Raw genomic sequence first — 19,800 nt, forward strand, 5'->3', positions numbered from 1 at the left:
GGTATGACATGAGCAACGAACATATCGTGTGGCATGATGCATCTATTACAAAAAAAGAATATCAACAGAAAAACAATCATACGAGCGGCATTATCTGGCTTACAGGTTTAAGCGGATCAGGTAAATCAACGATTGCAAATGCAGCTGCAAGAGAGCTGTTTGAACAAGGCTATCAAGTCACCGTTCTTGACGGCGATAACGTGCGGCACGGACTCAATAAAGATCTAGGGTTTTCAGATGACGACAGAAAAGAAAACATCCGCCGAATCGGAGAAGTGGCAAAATTATTTGTGGAACAAGGTACGATTGTCATCACTGCTTTTATTTCTCCATTTCAAGAAGACCGCCACATTGTCAGACAGTTAGTCGAAGATGGGGAATTTCACGAAGTGTTTGTCAAATGTGATCTGAACGTGTGTGAAGAGCGTGATCCAAAAGGGTTATATAAAAAAGCGAGAAACGGCGAAATTCCATTTTTCACTGGAATCGATTCACCATATGAAGAGCCAGCTGAGCCTGAGCTCGTCTTAGATACAGGGGAATTATCCCGTGAGGAATCCAAACAGCGTCTTGTTGATTATGTAAAAGCAACAACGAAATAATCGCCTGATGGCAGGGGGAGAAAAGCAAGATGGGGAAAGTATACATTGTGGGTGCTGGACCCGGAGACCCAGATTTAATCACATTAAAGGCCCATAAGGCGATACAGCAGGCAGATGTCATCTTATATGATCGTCTTGTCAATCAAGACATTCTCGCCCACGCCAAACCAGAGGCGGAATTGATTTATTGCGGAAAACTGCCAAATCATCATACAATGAGACAGGAAGCCATCAATGAAGCGCTTGTGGCTCATGCAAAGGAAGGGAACGTTGTCGTTCGGCTGAAAGGCGGCGACCCCTTTGTCTTTGGCCGCGGCGGTGAAGAAATCGAATGCTTAGCTGAGCACGGAATTCCGTATGAGGTTGTCCCAGGAATTACTTCTGGTATTGCAGCGGCTGCTTATGCGGGCATCCCTGTGACACACCGTGAATTCAGCTCAAATGTTGCTTTTGTCACGGGTCACTATCAAAAGGATGAACATTTTGAAGAAAAGTGGGAGGCGCTGGCTACAGGGATTGATACTCTTGTGATTTACATGGGTGTCAAAAACGTGGAAAGAGTGCAGCGCCTGCTTTTAAAAAATGGACGGGATCCAGAAACACCCGCTGCATTTATACACTGGGGAACCACGACGAGGCAAAAGACAACTTGCTGCACTGTGGCGACACTGTCTGAAACCGTTGAAAAAGAAGGGATCGAGCATCCAAGTTTAATTGTTGTTGGAGATGTCGTTCATTTTCATCAAAAACTGAACTGGTTTGAACCCGCATTAATCGAGAAATGAGAATGATAGAGAAAAGACACGTACGTACATACATCGTGTCTTTTCGTCTGATGAAATAAGTGAGAGGGAGGAGCCGCATGAAACAAGCTGTCCTTTATGTTGGGCATGGAAGCCGAGTAAAAGAGGCGCAAGATAAGGCCATTTCTTTTATGAAAAGCTGTATGCCGTTAGTGAAAGCAGATATACAAGAAATTTGTTTTTTAGAGCTGACGGATCCTTCTATAGAAGAAGGATTTGAGGCCTGTGTGAAAAAAGGAGCGACACACATTGCCATCGTCCCGCTCCTCCTTTTAACTGCCATGCATGCCAAATCGGATATACCGGTCGAAATTGATAAAGTGCGCGTGCGATTTCCGCAAGTGAAGGTCACATATGGAAAGCCAATCGGGGTGAATCAAGAAGTAACAAAAGCGGTTGCCGCGAGAATTGAAGAAGCAGGATATCAAGGCGAGCGGGCGCGGATTCTTTTAATTGGCCGCGGGAGCTCTGATCCGGATGTGAAGCGAGATGTGTTTGGCATTGCAGACGATGTCAGAAGTCTGCTTCCACATGCAGAGGTTTTTCCGTGTTTTATTACAGCATGTGAGCCCAATTATCGAGATGTTCTCGCGCAGTTATCAGCAGATGACGATGGGCCTGTCTATATCGTTCCTTACTTGCTGTTTACCGGAATTTTAATGAAAGAAATTGAAAGTGAAGCCGCTCAGGCGAGAAATCAGCTGAAAGATGTCCGGGTATGCCGGTATATTGGCTTTCATCCGCATGTTAAAGCGGCTTATATTGAACGCGTGCAAGAAACCATGTTAAACAAAGACGATGCGTTTCGTTTCCAAGGAGAAAGCCATGCTTCCAGTCCATCTTGATTTAACCAATAAACAAGTGGTCATTGCCGGCGGCGGATCGGTGGCGTTAAGACGAGCAAAGGCGCTGTGCACGGAGCCTTGCCATATAATCGTTGTCAGTCCTAATCTTTCTGAAGAGATGGCACACCTCATTGATACATATCAATTGAATTGGAAGGAAAAGAAGGTAGATGCTGAAGATTTGAAGGATGCATTTTTCATTGTAGCTGCGACAAATGACCCTTCGGTAAATGAATGGATTGCACAAACAGCACAGCCTCACCAACTCGTGAATTGTGTGAGCCAATCAGAGCTAGGCAATGTGATGGTGCCGAAGGTTGTCAAAGCAGGAAAAGTGACGATTTCAGTCTCTACAAGCGGTGCAAGCCCCGCCCGGACAAAACAGCTGGCGGCGGCAATTGAATCCTTGCTTGAACAAGAGGATATTGACGCACTTGATGCCCTTTATATCGAAAGAAAAAAACGACAAAGAAAAAGCCGATAAATCCTCATGTCAGGATTTTATCGGCTTTTTCTTATTTATTTTCTCAGCTTGAGCACAAGATCTTCGTCAGGCGTGACAAATAATGTTTGCTGCTGATCATACGTAACAAAGCCAGGCTTTGCTCCGTTCGGTTTTTTCACATGCCGGATTTTTGTATAGTCGACAGGAACGGAACCGGACTCTTTTGCTTTCGAAAAGTAGGCGGCGATTTGAGCCGCTTCAAGCAGCGTTTGTTCATCAGGTGCTTGGTGACGAATGACGACATGTGATCCAGGAATATCCTTTGTATGCAGCCAAATATCATCACGAGCAGCTGCCTTTGTAGTCAAATACTCGTTTTGTTTGTTGTTTTTTCCGACTAAAATTGGAATGCCTTGGGACGACTCGTACGTTTCGAGCTGAATGGCCGTCGGTTTTTTCTTTTTGGCGTGACGCTTTTGTTTGGCGCGCAAATATTTTCCTTCAACAAGCTCTTCTCTCATTTCCTCTAAATCCTTCGGCGAAGCAGAGGACAGCTGCTGAATCAGCTCTTCAAAATAAGTAATTTCTTCATGTGTCCGCTTAATTTGTTCATTTACAGCTTCTACTGCATTTTTTGCCTTTTGATATTTTGTAAAGTATGCTTGTGCATTTTCAGAAGGGGTTTTGTTTGTTTTAAGCGGGATCGTGATTTCTCCGCCGTCTTCATCGTAATAATTGATGACAGTCGCTTCTTTATCTCCTTTTTTGATCGCATATAAATTGGCTGTTAACAATTCACCATAGAGCTGATATTTGTGTGCATCTTGAGATTCTTCAAGGGTTCTTTTTAGCTTTTTTAGCTTGTTTTCATTTTTCTTTTTTTCATTGACGACAAACCGTTCAAGGTCAGCCGCCTGCTGTTTGACTCTGTCTCTCTCAGCTTTTCCAAAATAAAAGCGGTCAAGCAGCTGGCTGAGTGAGTCGAATGTCTTCATCTCGCCTTGGACATGCTGAAGTTCTAATAAATAGAAATACTCTTTCCCGTCTTTTCTTGTAAGCTGCGGTGTAAAAGAATGCATGCGAATGAGCTGAAACATGTCGAGCAGTGTATTTGGGATCGTTTCTTGATTGGCAAGACCGGCCCGGTGTACTGCTTCCTTTGCAAACAGCGGGGAAACCCCAGAGAAGGTATCGACAATTTGATTGGCGATCTTTCCTTCTTGAAAGCGTAAATGCTTCAAAATATCATCCTTTGTCACGTCAAAAGGATTCAATTTTTGCTGCGCAGGCGGCAGTAGGTATTCATAACCAGGAAGCACCGTTCGATAGCTGTTTACAGATGGAGAAAGGTGTTTCAGACCATCAATGATCTGCTGCGTTCCATCCTCTACAAGAATGAAGTTGCTATGACGTCCCATGATTTCAATGTAAAGCTTACGCGTCTGCTCATCGCCGATTTCATTTCGGCTTCGCACATGAAGCACGATCACCCGGTCAAATCCAATCTGTTCAAAACGTTCAATGAAGCCGCCCTCAAGATGCTTTCTGAGAAGCATACAAAACATTGGCGGCTCACTTGGATTGTCGTATTGATGCTCGGTGAGCTGCACTCTTGCATAGCTCGGATGAGCCGATAAAAGGAGCTTATGATTTTTCCCGTTTGCTCGAATATGAAAAATCAGCTCGTGTTTATATGGCTGATGGATTTTTGAAATCCTTCCGCCAGTTAATGCCTTTTGCAATTCATTAGTCATACCATATGTAAAAATGCCGTCAAATGACATGTTGGATACACCCTCTTCTTTCACACAAATCTACTGAAAGAACCTTCCGTTTTCTCGTTCTTTAGGCAGTCTTATTATTATAGCATGATTTAGGACGAGTCTGAATAAACTGGCTTATAGAACACTGCATATGAGAGAGAACAAAAGAGGAGTGGACGAGGTCAAATGAATTGGCATGAACTGAACCAAACCGATTTATTAAAAACAATGAATACATCGATAGGTGACGGACTGTCAGAAAAAGATGTACAAAAGCGGCTTGAAAAACATGGATCAAATGAATTGCAGGAAGGAAAAAAGGCGTCGGCTCTGATCATTTTTTTAGCACAGTTTAAAGATTTCATGGTGTTAATCTTGCTTGCTGCAACAATCATTTCTGCCTTTTTAGGAGAATACATTGATGCTGTTGCGATTGTGGCCATTGTTTTGATTAATGGTGTACTCGGCTTTTATCAAGAACGCCGGGCGGAAAAATCCCTTCAAGCGTTAAAGGAATTATCAACTCCGCACGTGTATGCAAGGAGAAATAATGAATGGGTCAAGATCCCGTCTAAACATCTCGTGCCAGGGGATATTGTGAAATTTTCAAGCGGAGACCGGATTGGGGCAGATATTAGGTTACTAGATACAAAGAGCTTAGAAATTGAGGAGTCCGCTCTCACTGGTGAGTCTATCCCAGCGGTCAAACACGCAAGTCCACTTTCAAGCGGCCATGTTTCGCTCGGGGATTTGACGAACATGGCCTTTATGGGGACGCTTGTTACTAGAGGCAGCGGCGTAGGGGTTGTCATTGGTACAGGAATGAATACAGCGATGGGACAAATTGCCGGCATGCTGGATGCAGCAGGTAATATGGAAACGCCGCTGCAAAGGCGTCTCGAGCAGCTTGGAAAAATTCTGATTGTGGCTGCTTTATTTTTAACGGTGCTCGTTGTTGTTCTTGGTGTAGTGCAAGGACATGAATTGTATCATATGTTCCTAGCGGGTGTATCTCTTGCTGTGGCGGCGATTCCAGAAGGACTGCCGGCGATCGTCACTGTCGCCCTTTCCCTAGGGGTACAGCGGATGATCAAACAAAAATCGATTGTCAGAAAGCTCCCGGCAGTGGAAACACTCGGCTGCGCGTCAATCATTTGCTCTGATAAAACAGGAACCATGACGCAAAATAAAATGACTGTGACCCATGTGTGGGCAGAGGGAAAAACGTGGAATATTTCTGGCACAGGCTACGAGCCATCCGGTGACTTTACCTTAAACGGGGAAATCGTCCATGCCGACAAGCATCCAAGCCTGCAAAAGGTGTTATTATACGGGGCGCTTTGTAATACATCAACCATCGTTGAAAAAGACGGGGAGATGAGGCTTGATGGAGATCCGACAGAGGGAGCGCTCCTTACCGCAGCACGTAAAGCGGGTTTTACAGAGCAATTCATCGAAGCTGGATTTCATGTTATCGAGGAGTTTCCTTTTGACTCAGAAAGAAAGATGATGTCAGTCGTCGTTGAAACAAATCAAAAAGAGCGGTATGTTATTGCAAAAGGTGCGCCGGATGTACTAATGAACCGTTCAAGTCATATCATGCACGGCGGACGCACAGCTTCTTTTTCAGCCACTCACAGGCAAGAAACAGAAGCTGCGATTCAAGGTTTAGCAAGACAGGCGCTTAGAACCATTGCTATTGCGTATAAAAAAGTCGGTTTGACAGAGAAAATCACCTCTGTCCAGCAGGCTGAAGCTGATTTAACATTTATCGGATTAGAGGGCATGATCGATCCGCCGCGTCCTGAAGTCAGACGAGCGATTAAAGAGTGCCGGGATGCTGGCATTAAAACGGTCATGATTACAGGGGACCACGTGGAAACGGCCAAAGCGATCGCAAAAGACTTAAGCCTTTTACCGAAGCAAGGACAGGTGCTCGACGGAAAAGCGCTTGATCAAATGAGCGACAAAGAGCTTGAGCAAACGGCTGAAAATGTATATGTCTTTGCCCGGGTTTCTCCTGAGCATAAGCTGAGAATTGTCAAAGCCTATCAAAAAAATGGTCATGTTGTAGCGATGACAGGTGACGGGGTCAATGATGCGCCTGCCATTAAACAAGCAGATATCGGCATCTCCATGGGCATCACTGGTACAGACGTAGCCAAGGAAGCGTCTTCTCTTATTTTACTTGACGACAACTTTGCGACCATTAAATCCGCCATTAAAGAAGGCCGAAATATTTATGAAAACATTCGTAAGTTTGTCCGCTATTTGCTGGCATCAAATGTCGGAGAAATTTTGGTCATGCTGTTTGCGATGCTCCTCGCGCTTCCGCTTCCGCTCGTTCCTATACAAATCTTATGGGTAAACCTTGTCACAGATGGTCTACCGGCTATGGCACTTGGCATGGATAAGCCAGAAGGCGATGTCATGAAGAGAAAGCCGCGGAATGTGAAAGAGGGCATTTTTGCAAGGGGGCTTGGCTGGAAGGTCATCTCAAGAGGATTCCTCATCGGGCTTGCGACCCTTTTGGCATTTATATTTGTGTATCACCGCGATCCAAACAACCTGCAATATGCACAGACTGTCGCATTTAGTACGCTTGTTTTGGCGCAGCTCATTCATGTATTTGACTGCCGCAGTGAACGGTCCATTTTTGAACGTAATCCATTTGGGAACCTTTATTTGATCGGTGCGGTTTTGTCATCACTTTTACTCATGCTTGTGGTCATTTATTACCCGCCGCTTCAGCCAATTTTCAAAACGGTCGCGATTGCACCAATTGATTGGCTGCTGATTATCGGGATGTCTGCACTGCCAACTTTTTTACTGGCAGGATCACTTTTGACAAGAAAAAAATAATTCATTATGGTATAATTTTGAGGTAATAGTGTCTGCTATTACCTTTTTCATTTTATTAATATGAAAGAATTGGGTGTTTTAACATGATACGCAGTATGACGGGATTCGGCCAAGCGAGTAAAACGGATGGAGAACTGACAGTGTCAGTTGAGCTAAAATCGGTCAATCACCGTTTTAAAGAGGTTCATGCCCGTTTGCCGAGGCCGCTTTTATATTTCGAAGATACATTAAAAAAGATCATTCTTCGTCACGTGCAGCGCGGTAGAATTGAGCTGTTTGTCACGATTGAAGGCGGTAAACTAGCAAGCCGGTCCTTACAGATCGACTGGCCGCTGCTTGATGAATACATGAAAGCCGCAAAAGACCTCGAGGAACGCTATCACATTTCAGGCATTCAGCATGCACATGACTTATTGGGGCTTGAGCTTGCCGTTCAGGTGGAAGAGTCAGCCAGCCGAAATGAACAGCTAGAGCAGCTGCTGATGGAAGCTTGCGAGGATGCTGTCAAGGAGCTTTGCTTCATGAGAGAGCAAGAGGGAGCATCACTTCAAAAAGACTGTGAACTAAGGCTTTCTGAACTAGAGGCCTATACAGAAGAAATCAAAGTCTTTGCACCAGAGGTTGTGAGTCAGTACAAAGAACGATTGAATCAGCGATTGCAAGAATGGATCGGTGAGGCGCTTGACGAGAGCAGACTGACAACAGAGGCTGCCATCTTTGCTGACCGCTGCGACATTACAGAAGAGATTACGAGATTAAAAAGTCACTTTCAGCAATTTCAGCAAATCTTGCTGCAAGGCGGTGCTGCCGGCCGAAAACTTGACTTCCTTGTACAGGAGCTCAACCGTGAAGTGAACACCATTGGATCAAAAGCGAACCATCACCATTTAACAAAGCTGGTGGTTGAAATGAAAAGTGCTATTGAAAAAATAAAAGAACAAGTGCAAAATATAGAATAGTCATTGTGTATGCTGTTTACAGTGCGTCTCTTTCGGCGAGACTAGAGACGTTTATATTACAGGGGGACGAAAGAAGATGACCATAAAGTTGATCAATATCGGATTTGGAAACATCATTTCAGCGAATCGGATGATTTCGATCGTCAGTCCGGAATCAGCACCGATTAAACGAATGATACAAGACGCAAGAGATCGAGGCATGCTCATAGATGCTACATACGGAAGAAGAACCCGTGCTGTTGTCATTATGGACAGTGACCATGTCATCTTATCTGCCGTTCAGCCTGAGACTGTCGCGCAAAGACTTTCTGTAAAAGAAGAAATCATAGATGAAGGGCAGGGGTAATACGCCATTATGAAAGAAAGAGGACTTTTAATCGTTCTCTCTGGACCTTCGGGAGTTGGAAAAGGAACGGTCAGACAAGCCATTTTCTCCCAGGAAGATACGAAATTTGAATACTCTATTTCTGTGACGACACGCAAACCGCGTGAAGGTGAAAGAAATGGTGTCGATTATTTCTTTAAAACCAGGGAAGAATTTGAACATATGATTGAAAACAAAAAGCTGTTAGAATGGGCAGAGTACGTCGGGAATTACTACGGCACGCCTGTTGACTATGTTGAACAGACATTAAGCGAAGGAAAAGATGTTTTCCTTGAAATTGAAGTGCAAGGTGCACTTCAAGTAAGAGAAGCATTCCCGGAAGGTCTTTTTATTTTCCTTGCACCGCCTAGTCTTTCAGAACTTCAAAACCGCATCATTACACGCGGTACAGAATCTGAGGAGCTCATTCGAAACCGAATGGCCGCTGCGAAAGAAGAAATTGAAATGATGGATGCTTACGACTATGTCGTTGAAAACGATGATGTCGAGCTTGCTTGTGAAAGAATCAAAGCGATCGTCCTTGCAGAACACCTGCGCAGAGACAGAGTCGCACCGAGATATAAAAAAATGCTGGGGGTAGAATAAACCATGTTAGATCCTTCAATTGACTCATTGATGAACAAACTTGATTCAAAATATACACTTGTAACAGTGTCTGCACGCCGTGCACGTGAAATGCAGATCCACCAAGATCAGCAGATTGAAAACACAAAGTCTTACAAATTTGTAGGCAAAGCACTAGAAGAAATCGACGCTGGTCTTTTGACATTTGAAAAAGAGGATCAAGAATAACACATCGCTTCTGCAATGCAGATACGATACGTTCAAAAAAGTCAAAACTATGATTGGTTTTGACTTTTTTGAATTGTAGACGAATTTGTGAAAAAGGCCGTTAAGGGGGACAAACAAATGTTACAGTCAAAAAATATTTTGCTCGGTGTCAGCGGAGGAATCGCCGTATATAAAGCAGCAGCACTTACTAGTAAACTCGTACAAGCAGGCGCAAATGTCAGAGTGATTATGACGGAATCTGCTCGTGAGTTTGTGTCTCCGCTTACCTTCCAAGCTCTGTCTAGGCATGAGGTATATGTGGATACATTCAAAGAAAACAATCCAAGAGTCATTGCGCATATTGACGTAGCTGACTGGGCCGATCTCATTCTTGTTGCCCCTGCAACAGCACATACAATTGGTAAAATGGCCGCTGGACTTGCAGATGATATGCTGACGACGACTTTGCTTGCTTCAACAGCGCCTGTATGGATCGCTCCAGCGATGAATGTGCATATGTACGATCACCCGGCTGTGAAACGGAACATTCGCACATTATATGAAGACGGCTACCGCTTTATTGAGCCAAGTGAAGGTTATTTAGCCTGCGGGTACATTGGAAAAGGGCGATTAGAAGAGCCTGAAAAAATTGTGGAACACATCCGTGCTTTTTTTGAAGAGCCAAAAAGCTTACCGCTCTCAGGAAAGAAAGTCGTGGTGACAGCAGGTCCTACACGTGAAGTCATCGATCCTGTCCGGTTCTTTACAAATCGTTCTAGTGGAAAAATGGGCTATGCGATTGCAGAGGCTGCTCAGCAAATGGGGGCAGATGTTACGCTGATTTCTGGACCTGTTTCTTTAACTGAACCTGATCATGTACATGTAGTGCACGTTGAATCAGCTGAAGAGATGTATCAAGCTGTGCTAGAGGTATATGGGGAAGCTGATCTTGTTATTAAATCAGCAGCTGTCGCCGATTACACCCCTGTCACGACCTATGCTCATAAAATGAAAAAACAGGACGGCGCTCTGGACATTGAATTCACCCGGACAAAAGATATTTTAAAAGAGCTGGGGAAAAGAAAAGAGCATCAAGTGCTGGTCGGCTTTGCAGCTGAAACGCAGGATGTAGAATATTATGCGAAAAAGAAAATTGAATCCAAGCATTTAGATATGATTGTTGCCAATAACGTCACAAAAGAGGGTGCAGGCTTTGGCACAGATACCAATGTGGCAGCGATGATCAAAGCAGATGGAACGAAAAAAGAGCTGCCGATGATGAGCAAAAAAGATCTCGCTTTTGAAATTTTAAAGGAGGCAATACAGCTGCTTCCAGAAGAGCGTGATCGAGCATGATTGCTGAAGTCATCGTAGATGTCACAACGAAAGCCATTGACCGGCCATTTGATTACCGTGTACCAGATCGATTCAAAGATCTCGTCAAAGCGGGAATGAGGGTGGTCGTTCCTTTTGGCCCGAGGAAGATTCAAGGGTTTGTGACAAAAGTCAAAGATGAAACAGACATCAAGACAGGAAACATCAAAGAGATTGTCGATTTATTTGATTTATCACCTGTTCTGACAGATGAGCTATTGGAGCTTTCCCACTGGCTGACGGAAAAAACATTGTCCTATCATATCACGGCACTTCAATCGATGCTGCCCGCAGCCATGAAGGCAAAGTATGAAAAAGAAATTCAAGTGCTTTCAGAGGAAGAACTTCCGCAGTCATTGAAAGAGCTTTTCGGTCAGCGAGAAAGCATTCTTTATGCTGACATCCCGGCTGAACAATTAAAACAAATTCAAAAGCATGTCCAAAAAGGTCATCTAGAGGTGAGATACCATGTCTCGCAAAAATCTGGAAAGAAAAAGGTCCGCATGCTCCAGGTGGCTGTATCGAAAGAAAAACTTGCAGAAAAACAGCAGCAGCTAAAGAAAAATGCGGTAAAACAAAAAGCACTGATCTCCTATCTGCTTGAAGCGGGAGAGACAACCTTTTTAGCGAAAGACTTGCAGCAGCAAACAGGCGCAAGTTCTCAAACGCTTAAAACCTTTATTCAAGAAGGGCTGTTAACAGAAAGCTATGAAGAGATCTATCGAGATCCTTATCGTGATCGGGAGTTTACACCATCTGCTCCACTAGATCTCACGCCAGAGCAAAGAGAGGCGGCCAAGCATATTCATCAAGCAGTGAGTGATGATCAGCACGAAACTTTTCTTTTGCACGGAGTGACAGGAAGCGGCAAAACGGAGATTTACTTGCAGACAATCGATCATGTTCTTCAAAAAGGAAAAGAAGCGATCGTTTTAGTTCCTGAAATCTCGTTAACCCCTCAAATGGTGCAGCGATTTAAAGAACGATTTGGCTCAAATGTGGCCGTTCTTCACAGCGGCTTATCGACAGGAGAAAAATATGATGAATGGCGGAAAATCCATCGCAAGGAAGTCAAGCTTGTCGTTGGCGCAAGATCTGCTGTTTTCGCTCCATTTGAAAATCTAGGCATGATTATTATAGATGAAGAGCACGAATCCTCTTATAAACAAGAAGAAATGCCTCGTTACCATGCCAAGGATGTCGCCATTGAACGAGCAGGGCGGCATCAATGTCCAGTCGTATTAGGCAGTGCAACACCTTCACTTGAAACCTATGCACGTGCGAAAAAAGGCGTCTATACATTGCTGTCGCTCAAACATCGCGTCAACCAGCAGCAGCTGCCGCACGTTTCGTTAATTGATATGAGAGAAGAACTAAGAAATGGCAACCGCTCCATGTTTTCAGAGGAATTAATGCTCAGGTTAAAGGAAGTGCTTGAAAGAAAAGAGCAAGCCGTTTTATTTCTGAACAAAAGAGGCTATTCATCCTTTGTCATGTGCCGTGATTGTGGATATGTAGAGCAATGTCCTCATTGCGAAATTTCTCTCACCTATCACCGCTATCAAAAACGGCTGAAGTGCCATTATTGTGGTCACGAAGCACCAGTACCTGCTGAATGTCCAGAATGCCACAGTGAGCATATTCGCTATTTTGGTACGGGGACGCAGCGTGTAGAAGAAGAGCTGACAAAAGTACTGCCAGAGGCAAGAGTCATCCGAATGGATGTGGATACAACGTCTCGTAAAGGTGCTCATGAAAAGCTTCTTACCTCTTTTGGCAATAAAGAAGCGGACATTTTGCTCGGGACGCAAATGATTGCAAAGGGACTGGATTTCCCAGATGTCACACTTGTTGGTGTTCTCAGTGCGGATACATCCCTTCACATCCCTGATTTCCGTTCAAGTGAAAAAACATTTCAGCTTCTCACGCAGGTCAGCGGCAGGGCAGGGCGACATGAAAAAGCGGGCTCGGTCATTATTCAATCGTATACGCCTTCTCACTATAGTATTGAATTAACGAAGCAGCATGACTACGAAGCCTTTTATGAACAGGAGATGCTGCATCGCCGCCACCAGTCCTATCCGCCGTATTACTTTTTGGCGATGGTGACAGTGTCACACGAAGAAGTGACGAAGGCAGCACATGTGACTGATCAAATTGTCCAGTTCCTAAAAATGAATTGTGCACCGAATACTCGAATCCTTGGTCCGGCTGCATCACCAATCGCTAAGATCAAAGATAGATATCGCTATCAATGCGTGATAAAATACAAAAGGGAAAATGAACTGGCAAGTTTACTACGGAAAATACAAGACCATTATCAAAAGGAAATGGAACAAAAACAATTGATGATTTCAATAGATATGAATCCATATATGATGATGTAAAACGGAGGGCTATAAGTGGCAGTAAAACCAATAGTCATACATCCGGCAGAAGTGCTTGAACAAAAGACAGAGCGTGTCGATACGTTCGATAAAAAGCTTAAAAAACTGCTGGATGATATGTATGATACAATGCTTGAGCTGGATGGAGTTGGACTAGCAGCACCACAAATCGGTGTTTCAAAAAGAATCGCTGTTGTAGATATTGGAGAAGAATCTGGCAGAATTGATTTAGTGAACCCCGAGGTGCTTGAAGTTGAAGGAAGCCAAACAGATATTGAAGGCTGCCTGAGCTTTCCATCTTTATACGGTACTGTAGAGAGACCGAACTATGTGAAGGTAAAAGCCTTTGATAAGAAAGGCAAACCATTTACAATAGAAGCAGATGGATTTTTAGCAAGAGCTTTATTGCACGAAATTGATCATTTAGACGGCATTTTATTTACGTCAAAAATCATTGAAACCTATACAGAAAAAGAACTTGCGGAAATGGAAGGGTGAAGAAAATGGCACGTATCGTATTTATGGGAACCCCTGATTTCTCAGTACCTGTGCTGCAAACACTGATAACAGAAGGATACGAAGTGGTAGGGGTCGTCACGCAGCCAGACCGCCCGAAAGGAAGAAAGCGAGTGCTCACACCGCCTCCTGTGAAAGTGGAAGCCTTAAAACACGGCATTCCTGTGTTGCAGCCTGAAAAGGTACGCCTAGATGAAGAAATTGATAAAGTGCTTGCATTAGAGCCGGATTTAATCGTCACAGCGGCATTTGGACAAATTCTACCTAAACGGTTACTCGATGAACCTAAGTTTGGCTGTATCAATGTTCATGCCTCGCTCCTGCCAGAACTAAGAGGCGGCGCGCCGATTCATTATGCGATCCTTCAAGGCAAAAAGAAAACAGGCGTTACGATCATGTACATGGTGGAAAGGCTCGATGCAGGTGACATGATCAGTAAAGTAGAAGTGGAAATCGATGAATTAGACAATGTTGGAACACTGCATGACAAATTAAGTACAGCTGGTGCCGCACTTCTAAAAGATACGGTGCCAAATGTTCTGAGCGGGTCTATTTCTCCGATTCCGCAAAATGAAGAAGCGGCCACATACGCACCAAATATTAAGCGGGAGCAAGAAAGGTTAGACTGGACAAAAACCGGTGAAGAGCTTTACAACCAAGTTCGCGGGCTAAATCCATGGCCAGTTGCCTATACTGAATGGAACGGCGCTCATCTAAAAGTATGGGAAGCGAAAAAGGTTCCGCTACAAGCGCAAGAAGAACCTGGGAAAGTGATTGAGCTTCAAAAAGAAGGTCCGGTCATTGGAACGGGTAATAAGCAAGGCCTCTTGTTAACAGGTGTGCAGCCAGCTGGTAAGAAAAAAATGAGCGGCGAAGACTTCTTAAGAGGCGCAAATATCGAAATTGGGCAGAAATTAGGGTTAATGAATGAAGAAAAGTAATGTGAGAGAAGTAGCGCTGGACGCTTTAATCAAACTCGAACAAAACCAAGCTTACAGTAATTTGCTTTTGCAGTCAGTCATGAAAGATAAAGACTTAGCTGATCAAGACAAACCGCTGTTAACAGAGCTTGTGTATGGTACACTGCAAAATAAGCTGGCATTAGATTATATGCTTGCGCCCTTTGTGAAAAAACCGCAAAAGGTGGCTCCGTGGGTGATGCAGCTTTTACGGATGTCACTTTATCAAATGGTGTACCTTGAAAAAATCCCAGATCGTGCAGCCATTCATGAAGCTGTCGAGCTAACGAAAAAGCGCGGGCACAAAGGCATTTCTTCACTTGTGAACGGTGTTCTTCGTTCCGTACAAAGAGAAGGCATTCCGTCATTTGATGTGATCAAAGATCCAGTAAAGCGGCTGTCCATTGAGACAAGCCACCCATTATGGCTTGTGCAGGAATGGGTTCAGGCGTACGGATTTGAAGCGGCAGAAAACATGTGCCGCATTCATTTAGTCCCGCCAAAGCAAACCCTTCGCGTCAACCGAATGAAAACTGACCGGACGGCACTGCAGCAAAAACTAATGGATGCAGGCATCGAAACGGAGCTTGGCGACTTATCTGAAGATGCACTTAAGCTCATGAAAGGGTCCATCGTCTCAACCCCTTCTTTTCAAGAAGGCTATGTTACGATTCAAGATGAAAGCTCGATGCTTGTTGCAAGAGCGCTTGACCCTCAGCCAGGAGAAACGGTGCTTGACGCCTGTGCGGCTCCTGGCGGAAAATCAACTCATATTGCAGAACGTATGAATGATGAGGGGAAAATTGTTTCACTCGACTTACATGAACATAAAGTGAAACTCATCAAACAAGCAGCAAAACGTCTGAACCTTACTCACATTGAGGCAAAAGCACTTGATGCAAGGAAAGCGGCAGACTATTACAGCGAAGCTTCGTTTGACCGTATTCTCATTGATGCGCCGTGTTCCGGTTTTGGCGTCATTAGACGAAAACCAGATATGAAATATACAAAGTCACAAGAAGACTCAGCAAGGCTTGCAGCTATCCAGCAGGCCATTTTAAAGGAAGCGGCCCCGCTTTTAAAACCGGGCGGAACCCTTGTATACAGTACATGTACAATGGATCCAACAGAAAATCAACAAGTGATTCATGCGTTTTTACAAGAACACCAAGACTTCGAACCCGATCTATCTCTTAATGAACGGCTGCCTGAGCAGGTTGCTCCGTTTGTTCAAAACGGAAGTGTACAAATTCTTCCTCATTATTTCGGAACAGATGGTTTCTTTATTTGCAGCATGAGAAAGAAGGGATAAAAAATGACAGAACAAAAAGTAAGAAAAGAACTGAAGACAGAAATGCCGTCGATCTACTCATTTGAGCTTCACGAAATGAAAGAATGGTTAAAAGAACAAGGCGAAAAGCCTTTCCGCGCAGCTCAAATTTTCGAGTGGCTTTATGAGAAACGTGTGACATCCTTTGACGATATGTCTAACCTTTCAAAGGATTTAAGAGAAAAATTAAAAAATCAATTTGCGATCACCACATTAAAAACCGTGATCAAACAAACGTCTCAAGACGGAACGATCAAGTTTTTATTTGAATTACATGATGGTTATACCATTGAAACAGTGTTGATGCGCCACGAATACGGAAACTCTGTCTGTGTTACAACTCAGGTTGGCTGCCGAATTGGCTGTACATTCTGTGCATCTACACTTGGCGGGTTAAAACGAAACCTTGAAGCAGGAGAAATCGTTGCTCAAGTATTGAAAGTGCAACAGGCACTTGACGAAACAGATGAGAGAGTCAGCTCGGTTGTTATCATGGGAATTGGAGAACCATTTGATAACTTTGACGAAATGCTTGCTTTCCTTAAAATCATCAACCATGACAACGGCTTAAATATTGGCGCGCGTCATATTACAGTGTCGACAAGCGGAATCATTCCAAAGATCTATCAATTCGCTGATGAGCAAATGCAAATCAATTTTGCTGTCTCCCTGCATGCACCAAACACAGAAATCAGAAGCCGTCTAATGCCGATCAATAAGGCATATAAGCTGCCGAAATTAATGGAAGCCATTGAATACTACATTCAAAAAACAGGAAGACGTGTCAGCTTTGAATACGGCCTGTTTGGCGGAGTAAATGATCAAGTTCATCATGCAGAAGAGCTTGCAGACTTATTAAAAGGAATCAAGTGCCACGTGAACCTCATTCCGGTGAACTATGTACCGGAAAGGGATTATGTAAGAACACCGAGAGAACAAATCTTCCTATTTGAAAAAACGCTGAAAGAACGCGGCGTAAACGTAACGATTAGACGAGAGCAAGGCCATGATATTGATGCTGCTTGCGGTCAGCTAAGAGCGAAGGAGCGTCAGGAAGAGACGAGGTGACGAATGTTGATAAGGGCAGCCTTTCAAACCGATACAGGAAAAGTCCGTCAGCATAATGAAGATGATGCAGGTATTTTTGAAGCAAAAGAAGACACCCTTCTAGCTGTTGTAGCTGATGGAATGGGAGGTCATCTTGCTGGTGATGTCGCCAGCAGGATGGCCGTCTCTTCTTTAAAAGAATACTGGGAAGAAACATCTTCAATCCCAGCAAAACCAGCAGAGCAAGAAAGCTGGTTAATCTCAAAAATTAGTGACATTAATGATCAAGTATATGAACATGCGAAAAACAATGAGGAGTGCCAAGGAATGGGGACAACCATTGTTTGTGCGCTCGTTCATTTGCAAACGGTCACAATTGCCCATATTGGAGACAGCCGCTGCTACTTGCTAAGAGAAGGAGCACTGACCCAGCTAACAGATGACCATTCACTTGTAAATGAGCTTGTGAAAACAGGTGAAATTTCTAAAGAGGATGCAGAATATCATCCAAGAAAAAATGTGCTTACAAAAGCATTGGGAACAGATAAACACGTTCAAATCGATGCACATACTTTTGAAGTGGACCCAGGAGATCAAATCCTGCTTTGCTCAGATGGATTATCAAATAAAGTAGAAGAAGAGAATTTGATTCATATTTTAAACCAAACGACCGCACCAGATGAAAAAGTAACAGCATTAATCCAAACAGCGAATGACAACGGCGGTGAAGATAACATTACAGCAGTATTGTTAGAAATCTCCTCCCAGCCAGAGGAGGGTGACAGCAAGTGTTGATCGGAAAACGGATCAGCGGCCGTTATCAGATTCTTCGCGTCATAGGCGGAGGCGGAATGGCAAACGTTTATTTGGCGGAGGATATGATTTTAGATCGCGAAGTCGCGATTAAAATTTTGCGCTTTGACTTTGCAAGCGATGATGATTTTATTAGACGTTTCCGGCGCGAGGCGCAATCAGCCGCAAGCTTAGATCATTCAAATATTGTCAGCATCTACGATGTAGGGGAAGAAGATGACATTTATTATATTGTCATGGAATATGTCGAGGGGATGACGCTAAAAGAATACATACACGCCAATGGCCCGCTTCATCCGAAAGAAGCCGTTCGCATTATGGAGCAAGTCGTTGCGGCGATGGAAGAAGCCCATGCGAAACAGCTCGTCCACCGGGACATTAAGCCTCACAATATATTAATAGACAACATGGGGAATATTAAAGTCACTGATTTCGGGATTGCCATAGCACTCAGCTCAGCGACCATCACCCACACAAATTCGGTCCTAGGATCCGTGCACTATTTGTCTCCAGAACAAGCACGCGGAGGTCTTGCGACGAAAAAATCAGACATCTATTCACTTGGCATTGTGCTCTATGAACTCATTTCTGGCCGCATGCCATTTGAAGGGGAATCAGCTGTCAGTGTTGCGCTGAAGCATTTGCAATCAGAGCCGCCATCTGTGAGAAGGTGGAATCCTTCTGTTCCACAAAGCGTGGAAAACATCATTTTAAAGGCGATGGCCAAAGATCCTTTTTATCGATATGAAGATGCATCTGAAATGCAAAAAGATTTACAAACTGCTTTCGACCCTTCAAGGCTAAAAGAAAAACGCTTTGTGATCGAAGAAGATCATGAAGCAACGAAAGCGATCCCAATCATTCAAGATCATCAAGTCGATCAAGACAATGAAAAAACAGCTGTCCATCCAGTGCAAAAACCGAAGAAAAAAGAGAAACAAAAGACGAAAAAGAAACGGAAAAAATGGCCTTGGATTGTGGCATCCATCCTATTTATTCTGACTGCTGCGACTATTTTAGCCATCACTGTGTTTCCGGGACTGCTTTTTCCAAAAGATGTGGAGGTCACTGATGTATCTGGCATGACGATTGATAAAGCCGAGGACACCTTGAAGAACGCCGGCTTTACCGTCGCCTCTGATCCAATTGAGATCGCTGATGAAAAAATTGAAAAAGGGCTTGTCGTCAAAACAGACCCGAAAATCGGCACAAAGGTAAAAGAAGGAACCGAGATTCAGCTTTACCAAAGTACGGGCAAGGAAAAGACCGAATTACCTGATGTAACAGGTGAAAAGGTCGATAAAGCAAAAGAATTATTAGCGAAAAAAGGGTTTAAGCAAGTTGTTGTGGAGGAAGTAAATGATAATGACACCGAATCTGGGATTGTCATGGAACAGAAACCTTCAGCGAGTACTGAGCTTGTGGCAGCAGATGAAGAAGTGACGTTGACGGTCAGCATAGGTCCTGCCGATATTACTTTGCGGGATTTAACGACATATAGTAAACAGGCTGCATCGAATTATTTAGAGGATAACGGATTAAAGCTTGATGAAAAAGAAGCGTATTCTGATGATGTGCCAAAAGGTGAAGTGATGAAACAGGAGCCAGGAGCTGGTACTGCTGTGAAACCAGGTGATACGGTTAAGATCACCTTCTCACTCGGACCGAAGAAAAAACCGGCTAAAACAGTGACTGAGAAGATTGCCATCCCGTATGAACCAGTAACAGAAGGGCAAGAGATGACCGTTCAGATTTCCATTGACGATGCTGAGCATAGCATTTCTGATTCATATGAAACCTTTAACATCACTGCACCAACCGAACGGACCATTAAATTTAAGATTGAACCAGGTCAAAAAGGATACTATCAAGTGACGGTTGATGATAAAGTCGTAAGCTCTAAAACAATTGAATACCCTGAAGATGAATAAAGGAGGGA

General features: G+C 43.9%; 18 protein-coding genes. 17 read left to right on the top strand and 1 reads right to left on the bottom strand.

Annotated elements, in window-relative coordinates:
• Positions 1-8: 8 nt before the first annotated feature.
• From cysC to AC20OE_RS12780, 4 genes are all read left to right on the top strand, one after another.
• On the top strand, positions 9-602 hold the full coding sequence (gene cysC, locus AC20OE_RS12765) for an adenylyl-sulfate kinase (protein ID WP_099663242.1): 594 nt from the start codon (positions 9-11) through the stop codon (positions 600-602).
• Positions 603-631: 29 nt separating this feature from the next.
• Positions 632-1,387 (top strand): uroporphyrinogen-III C-methyltransferase, encoded by a 756-nt coding sequence (cobA, locus tag AC20OE_RS12770; RefSeq protein ID WP_047202132.1) that lies wholly within the window; start codon positions 632-634, stop codon positions 1,385-1,387.
• A gap of 77 nt (positions 1,388-1,464) precedes the next feature.
• Positions 1,465-2,250 carry a sirohydrochlorin chelatase gene (locus tag AC20OE_RS12775; protein WP_064498421.1) on the top strand — a complete coding sequence of 262 codons (786 nt, stop codon included), beginning with the start codon at positions 1,465-1,467 and terminating at the stop codon, positions 2,248-2,250.
• Positions 2,231-2,734 carry a precorrin-2 dehydrogenase/sirohydrochlorin ferrochelatase family protein gene (locus tag AC20OE_RS12780; RefSeq protein WP_099663243.1) on the top strand — a complete coding sequence of 168 codons (504 nt, stop codon included), beginning with the start codon at positions 2,231-2,233 and terminating at the stop codon, positions 2,732-2,734. The genes AC20OE_RS12775 and AC20OE_RS12780 overlap by 20 nt, the downstream gene beginning before the upstream one ends.
• Positions 2,735-2,769: 35 nt before the next feature.
• Here the strand turns inward: AC20OE_RS12780 and AC20OE_RS12785 are convergent, their stop codons facing one another.
• Positions 2,770-4,479, bottom strand: a complete 1,710-nt coding sequence (locus tag AC20OE_RS12785; protein ID WP_099663244.1) for an Rqc2 family fibronectin-binding protein — start codon at positions 4,477-4,479, stop codon at positions 2,770-2,772.
• Positions 4,480-4,644: 165 nt separating this feature from the next.
• Here AC20OE_RS12785 and AC20OE_RS12790 point away from each other — a divergent pair, with 165 nt between their 5' ends.
• The 13 genes from AC20OE_RS12790 to pknB all read left to right on the top strand — a co-directional run bounded on the left by AC20OE_RS12790 (position 4,645) and on the right by pknB (position 19,792).
• Complete coding sequence (locus AC20OE_RS12790; RefSeq protein WP_099663245.1) at positions 4,645-7,320, top strand: calcium-translocating P-type ATPase, SERCA-type; 2,676 nt, start codon at positions 4,645-4,647, stop codon at positions 7,318-7,320.
• Between the two features lie 83 nt (positions 7,321-7,403).
• A complete protein-coding gene (locus AC20OE_RS12795; protein WP_058837724.1) occupies positions 7,404-8,279 on the top strand; it encodes a YicC/YloC family endoribonuclease in 876 nt (291 codons plus the stop codon).
• A 76-nt stretch (positions 8,280-8,355) separates the two neighbouring features.
• Entirely contained in the window at positions 8,356-8,625 is a 270-nt protein-coding gene (gene remA / locus AC20OE_RS12800; RefSeq protein WP_008344898.1) for an extracellular matrix/biofilm regulator RemA, read from the top strand.
• Between the two features lie 9 nt (positions 8,626-8,634).
• Positions 8,635-9,249, top strand: a complete 615-nt coding sequence (gene gmk, locus AC20OE_RS12805) for a guanylate kinase (RefSeq protein ID WP_024424214.1) — start codon at positions 8,635-8,637, stop codon at positions 9,247-9,249.
• Between the two features lie 3 nt (positions 9,250-9,252).
• Positions 9,253-9,456 carry a DNA-directed RNA polymerase subunit omega gene (rpoZ, locus tag AC20OE_RS12810; RefSeq protein WP_003211647.1) on the top strand — a complete coding sequence of 68 codons (204 nt, stop codon included), beginning with the start codon at positions 9,253-9,255 and terminating at the stop codon, positions 9,454-9,456.
• A gap of 117 nt (positions 9,457-9,573) precedes the next feature.
• Positions 9,574-10,791 (top strand): bifunctional phosphopantothenoylcysteine decarboxylase/phosphopantothenate--cysteine ligase CoaBC, encoded by a 1,218-nt coding sequence (coaBC, locus tag AC20OE_RS12815; protein ID WP_059375053.1) that lies wholly within the window; start codon positions 9,574-9,576, stop codon positions 10,789-10,791.
• Complete coding sequence (gene priA / locus AC20OE_RS12820) at positions 10,788-13,196, top strand: primosomal protein N' (protein ID WP_099663246.1); 2,409 nt, start codon at positions 10,788-10,790, stop codon at positions 13,194-13,196. Before coaBC ends, priA begins: the two co-directional genes overlap by 4 nt.
• 15 nt (positions 13,197-13,211) lie before the next feature.
• Positions 13,212-13,694, top strand: a complete 483-nt coding sequence (gene def, locus AC20OE_RS12825) for a peptide deformylase (RefSeq protein ID WP_039178446.1) — start codon at positions 13,212-13,214, stop codon at positions 13,692-13,694.
• A 5-nt stretch (positions 13,695-13,699) separates the two neighbouring features.
• Entirely contained in the window at positions 13,700-14,653 is a 954-nt protein-coding gene (fmt, locus tag AC20OE_RS12830) for a methionyl-tRNA formyltransferase (RefSeq protein WP_059375060.1), read from the top strand.
• The gene (gene rsmB, locus AC20OE_RS12835) at positions 14,640-15,983 is read left to right on the top strand and encodes a 16S rRNA (cytosine(967)-C(5))-methyltransferase RsmB (RefSeq protein WP_058837721.1); all 1,344 of its coding nucleotides are present in this window, start codon (positions 14,640-14,642) and stop codon (positions 15,981-15,983) included. Before fmt ends, rsmB begins: the two co-directional genes overlap by 14 nt.
• A 3-nt stretch (positions 15,984-15,986) precedes the next feature.
• On the top strand, positions 15,987-17,069 hold the full coding sequence (gene rlmN, locus AC20OE_RS12840; RefSeq protein WP_024424208.1) for a dual-specificity RNA methyltransferase RlmN: 1,083 nt from the start codon (positions 15,987-15,989) through the stop codon (positions 17,067-17,069).
• Positions 17,070-17,072: 3 nt separating this feature from the next.
• A complete protein-coding gene (locus AC20OE_RS12845; protein WP_029706534.1) occupies positions 17,073-17,843 on the top strand; it encodes a Stp1/IreP family PP2C-type Ser/Thr phosphatase in 771 nt (256 codons plus the stop codon).
• Complete coding sequence (pknB, locus tag AC20OE_RS12850) at positions 17,837-19,792, top strand: Stk1 family PASTA domain-containing Ser/Thr kinase (RefSeq protein WP_059375066.1); 1,956 nt, start codon at positions 17,837-17,839, stop codon at positions 19,790-19,792. The genes AC20OE_RS12845 and pknB overlap by 7 nt, the downstream gene beginning before the upstream one ends.
• Positions 19,793-19,800 lie beyond the last annotated feature (8 nt).

Source organism: Bacillus sp. SRI_025, from assembly GCF_057592095.1.

Coding starts and splice junctions, on each gene's coding strand:
- cysC (WP_099663242.1), top strand. CDS start 9: ATGAGCAACGAACATATCGTGTGGCATGATGCATCTATTACAAAAAAA.
- cobA (WP_047202132.1), top strand. CDS start 632: ATGGGGAAAGTATACATTGTGGGTGCTGGACCCGGAGACCCAGATTTA.
- AC20OE_RS12775 (WP_064498421.1), top strand. CDS start 1,465: ATGAAACAAGCTGTCCTTTATGTTGGGCATGGAAGCCGAGTAAAAGAG.
- AC20OE_RS12780 (WP_099663243.1), top strand. CDS start 2,231: ATGCTTCCAGTCCATCTTGATTTAACCAATAAACAAGTGGTCATTGCC.
- AC20OE_RS12785 (WP_099663244.1), bottom strand. CDS start 4,479: ATGTCATTTGACGGCATTTTTACATATGGTATGACTAATGAATTGCAA.
- AC20OE_RS12790 (WP_099663245.1), top strand. CDS start 4,645: ATGAATTGGCATGAACTGAACCAAACCGATTTATTAAAAACAATGAAT.
- AC20OE_RS12795 (WP_058837724.1), top strand. CDS start 7,404: ATGATACGCAGTATGACGGGATTCGGCCAAGCGAGTAAAACGGATGGA.
- remA (WP_008344898.1), top strand. CDS start 8,356: ATGACCATAAAGTTGATCAATATCGGATTTGGAAACATCATTTCAGCG.
- gmk (WP_024424214.1), top strand. CDS start 8,635: ATGAAAGAAAGAGGACTTTTAATCGTTCTCTCTGGACCTTCGGGAGTT.
- rpoZ (WP_003211647.1), top strand. CDS start 9,253: ATGTTAGATCCTTCAATTGACTCATTGATGAACAAACTTGATTCAAAA.
- coaBC (WP_059375053.1), top strand. CDS start 9,574: ATGTTACAGTCAAAAAATATTTTGCTCGGTGTCAGCGGAGGAATCGCC.
- priA (WP_099663246.1), top strand. CDS start 10,788: ATGATTGCTGAAGTCATCGTAGATGTCACAACGAAAGCCATTGACCGG.
- fmt (WP_059375060.1), top strand. CDS start 13,700: ATGGCACGTATCGTATTTATGGGAACCCCTGATTTCTCAGTACCTGTG.
- rsmB (WP_058837721.1), top strand. CDS start 14,640: ATGAAGAAAAGTAATGTGAGAGAAGTAGCGCTGGACGCTTTAATCAAA.
- rlmN (WP_024424208.1), top strand. CDS start 15,987: ATGACAGAACAAAAAGTAAGAAAAGAACTGAAGACAGAAATGCCGTCG.
- AC20OE_RS12845 (WP_029706534.1), top strand. CDS start 17,073: ATGTTGATAAGGGCAGCCTTTCAAACCGATACAGGAAAAGTCCGTCAG.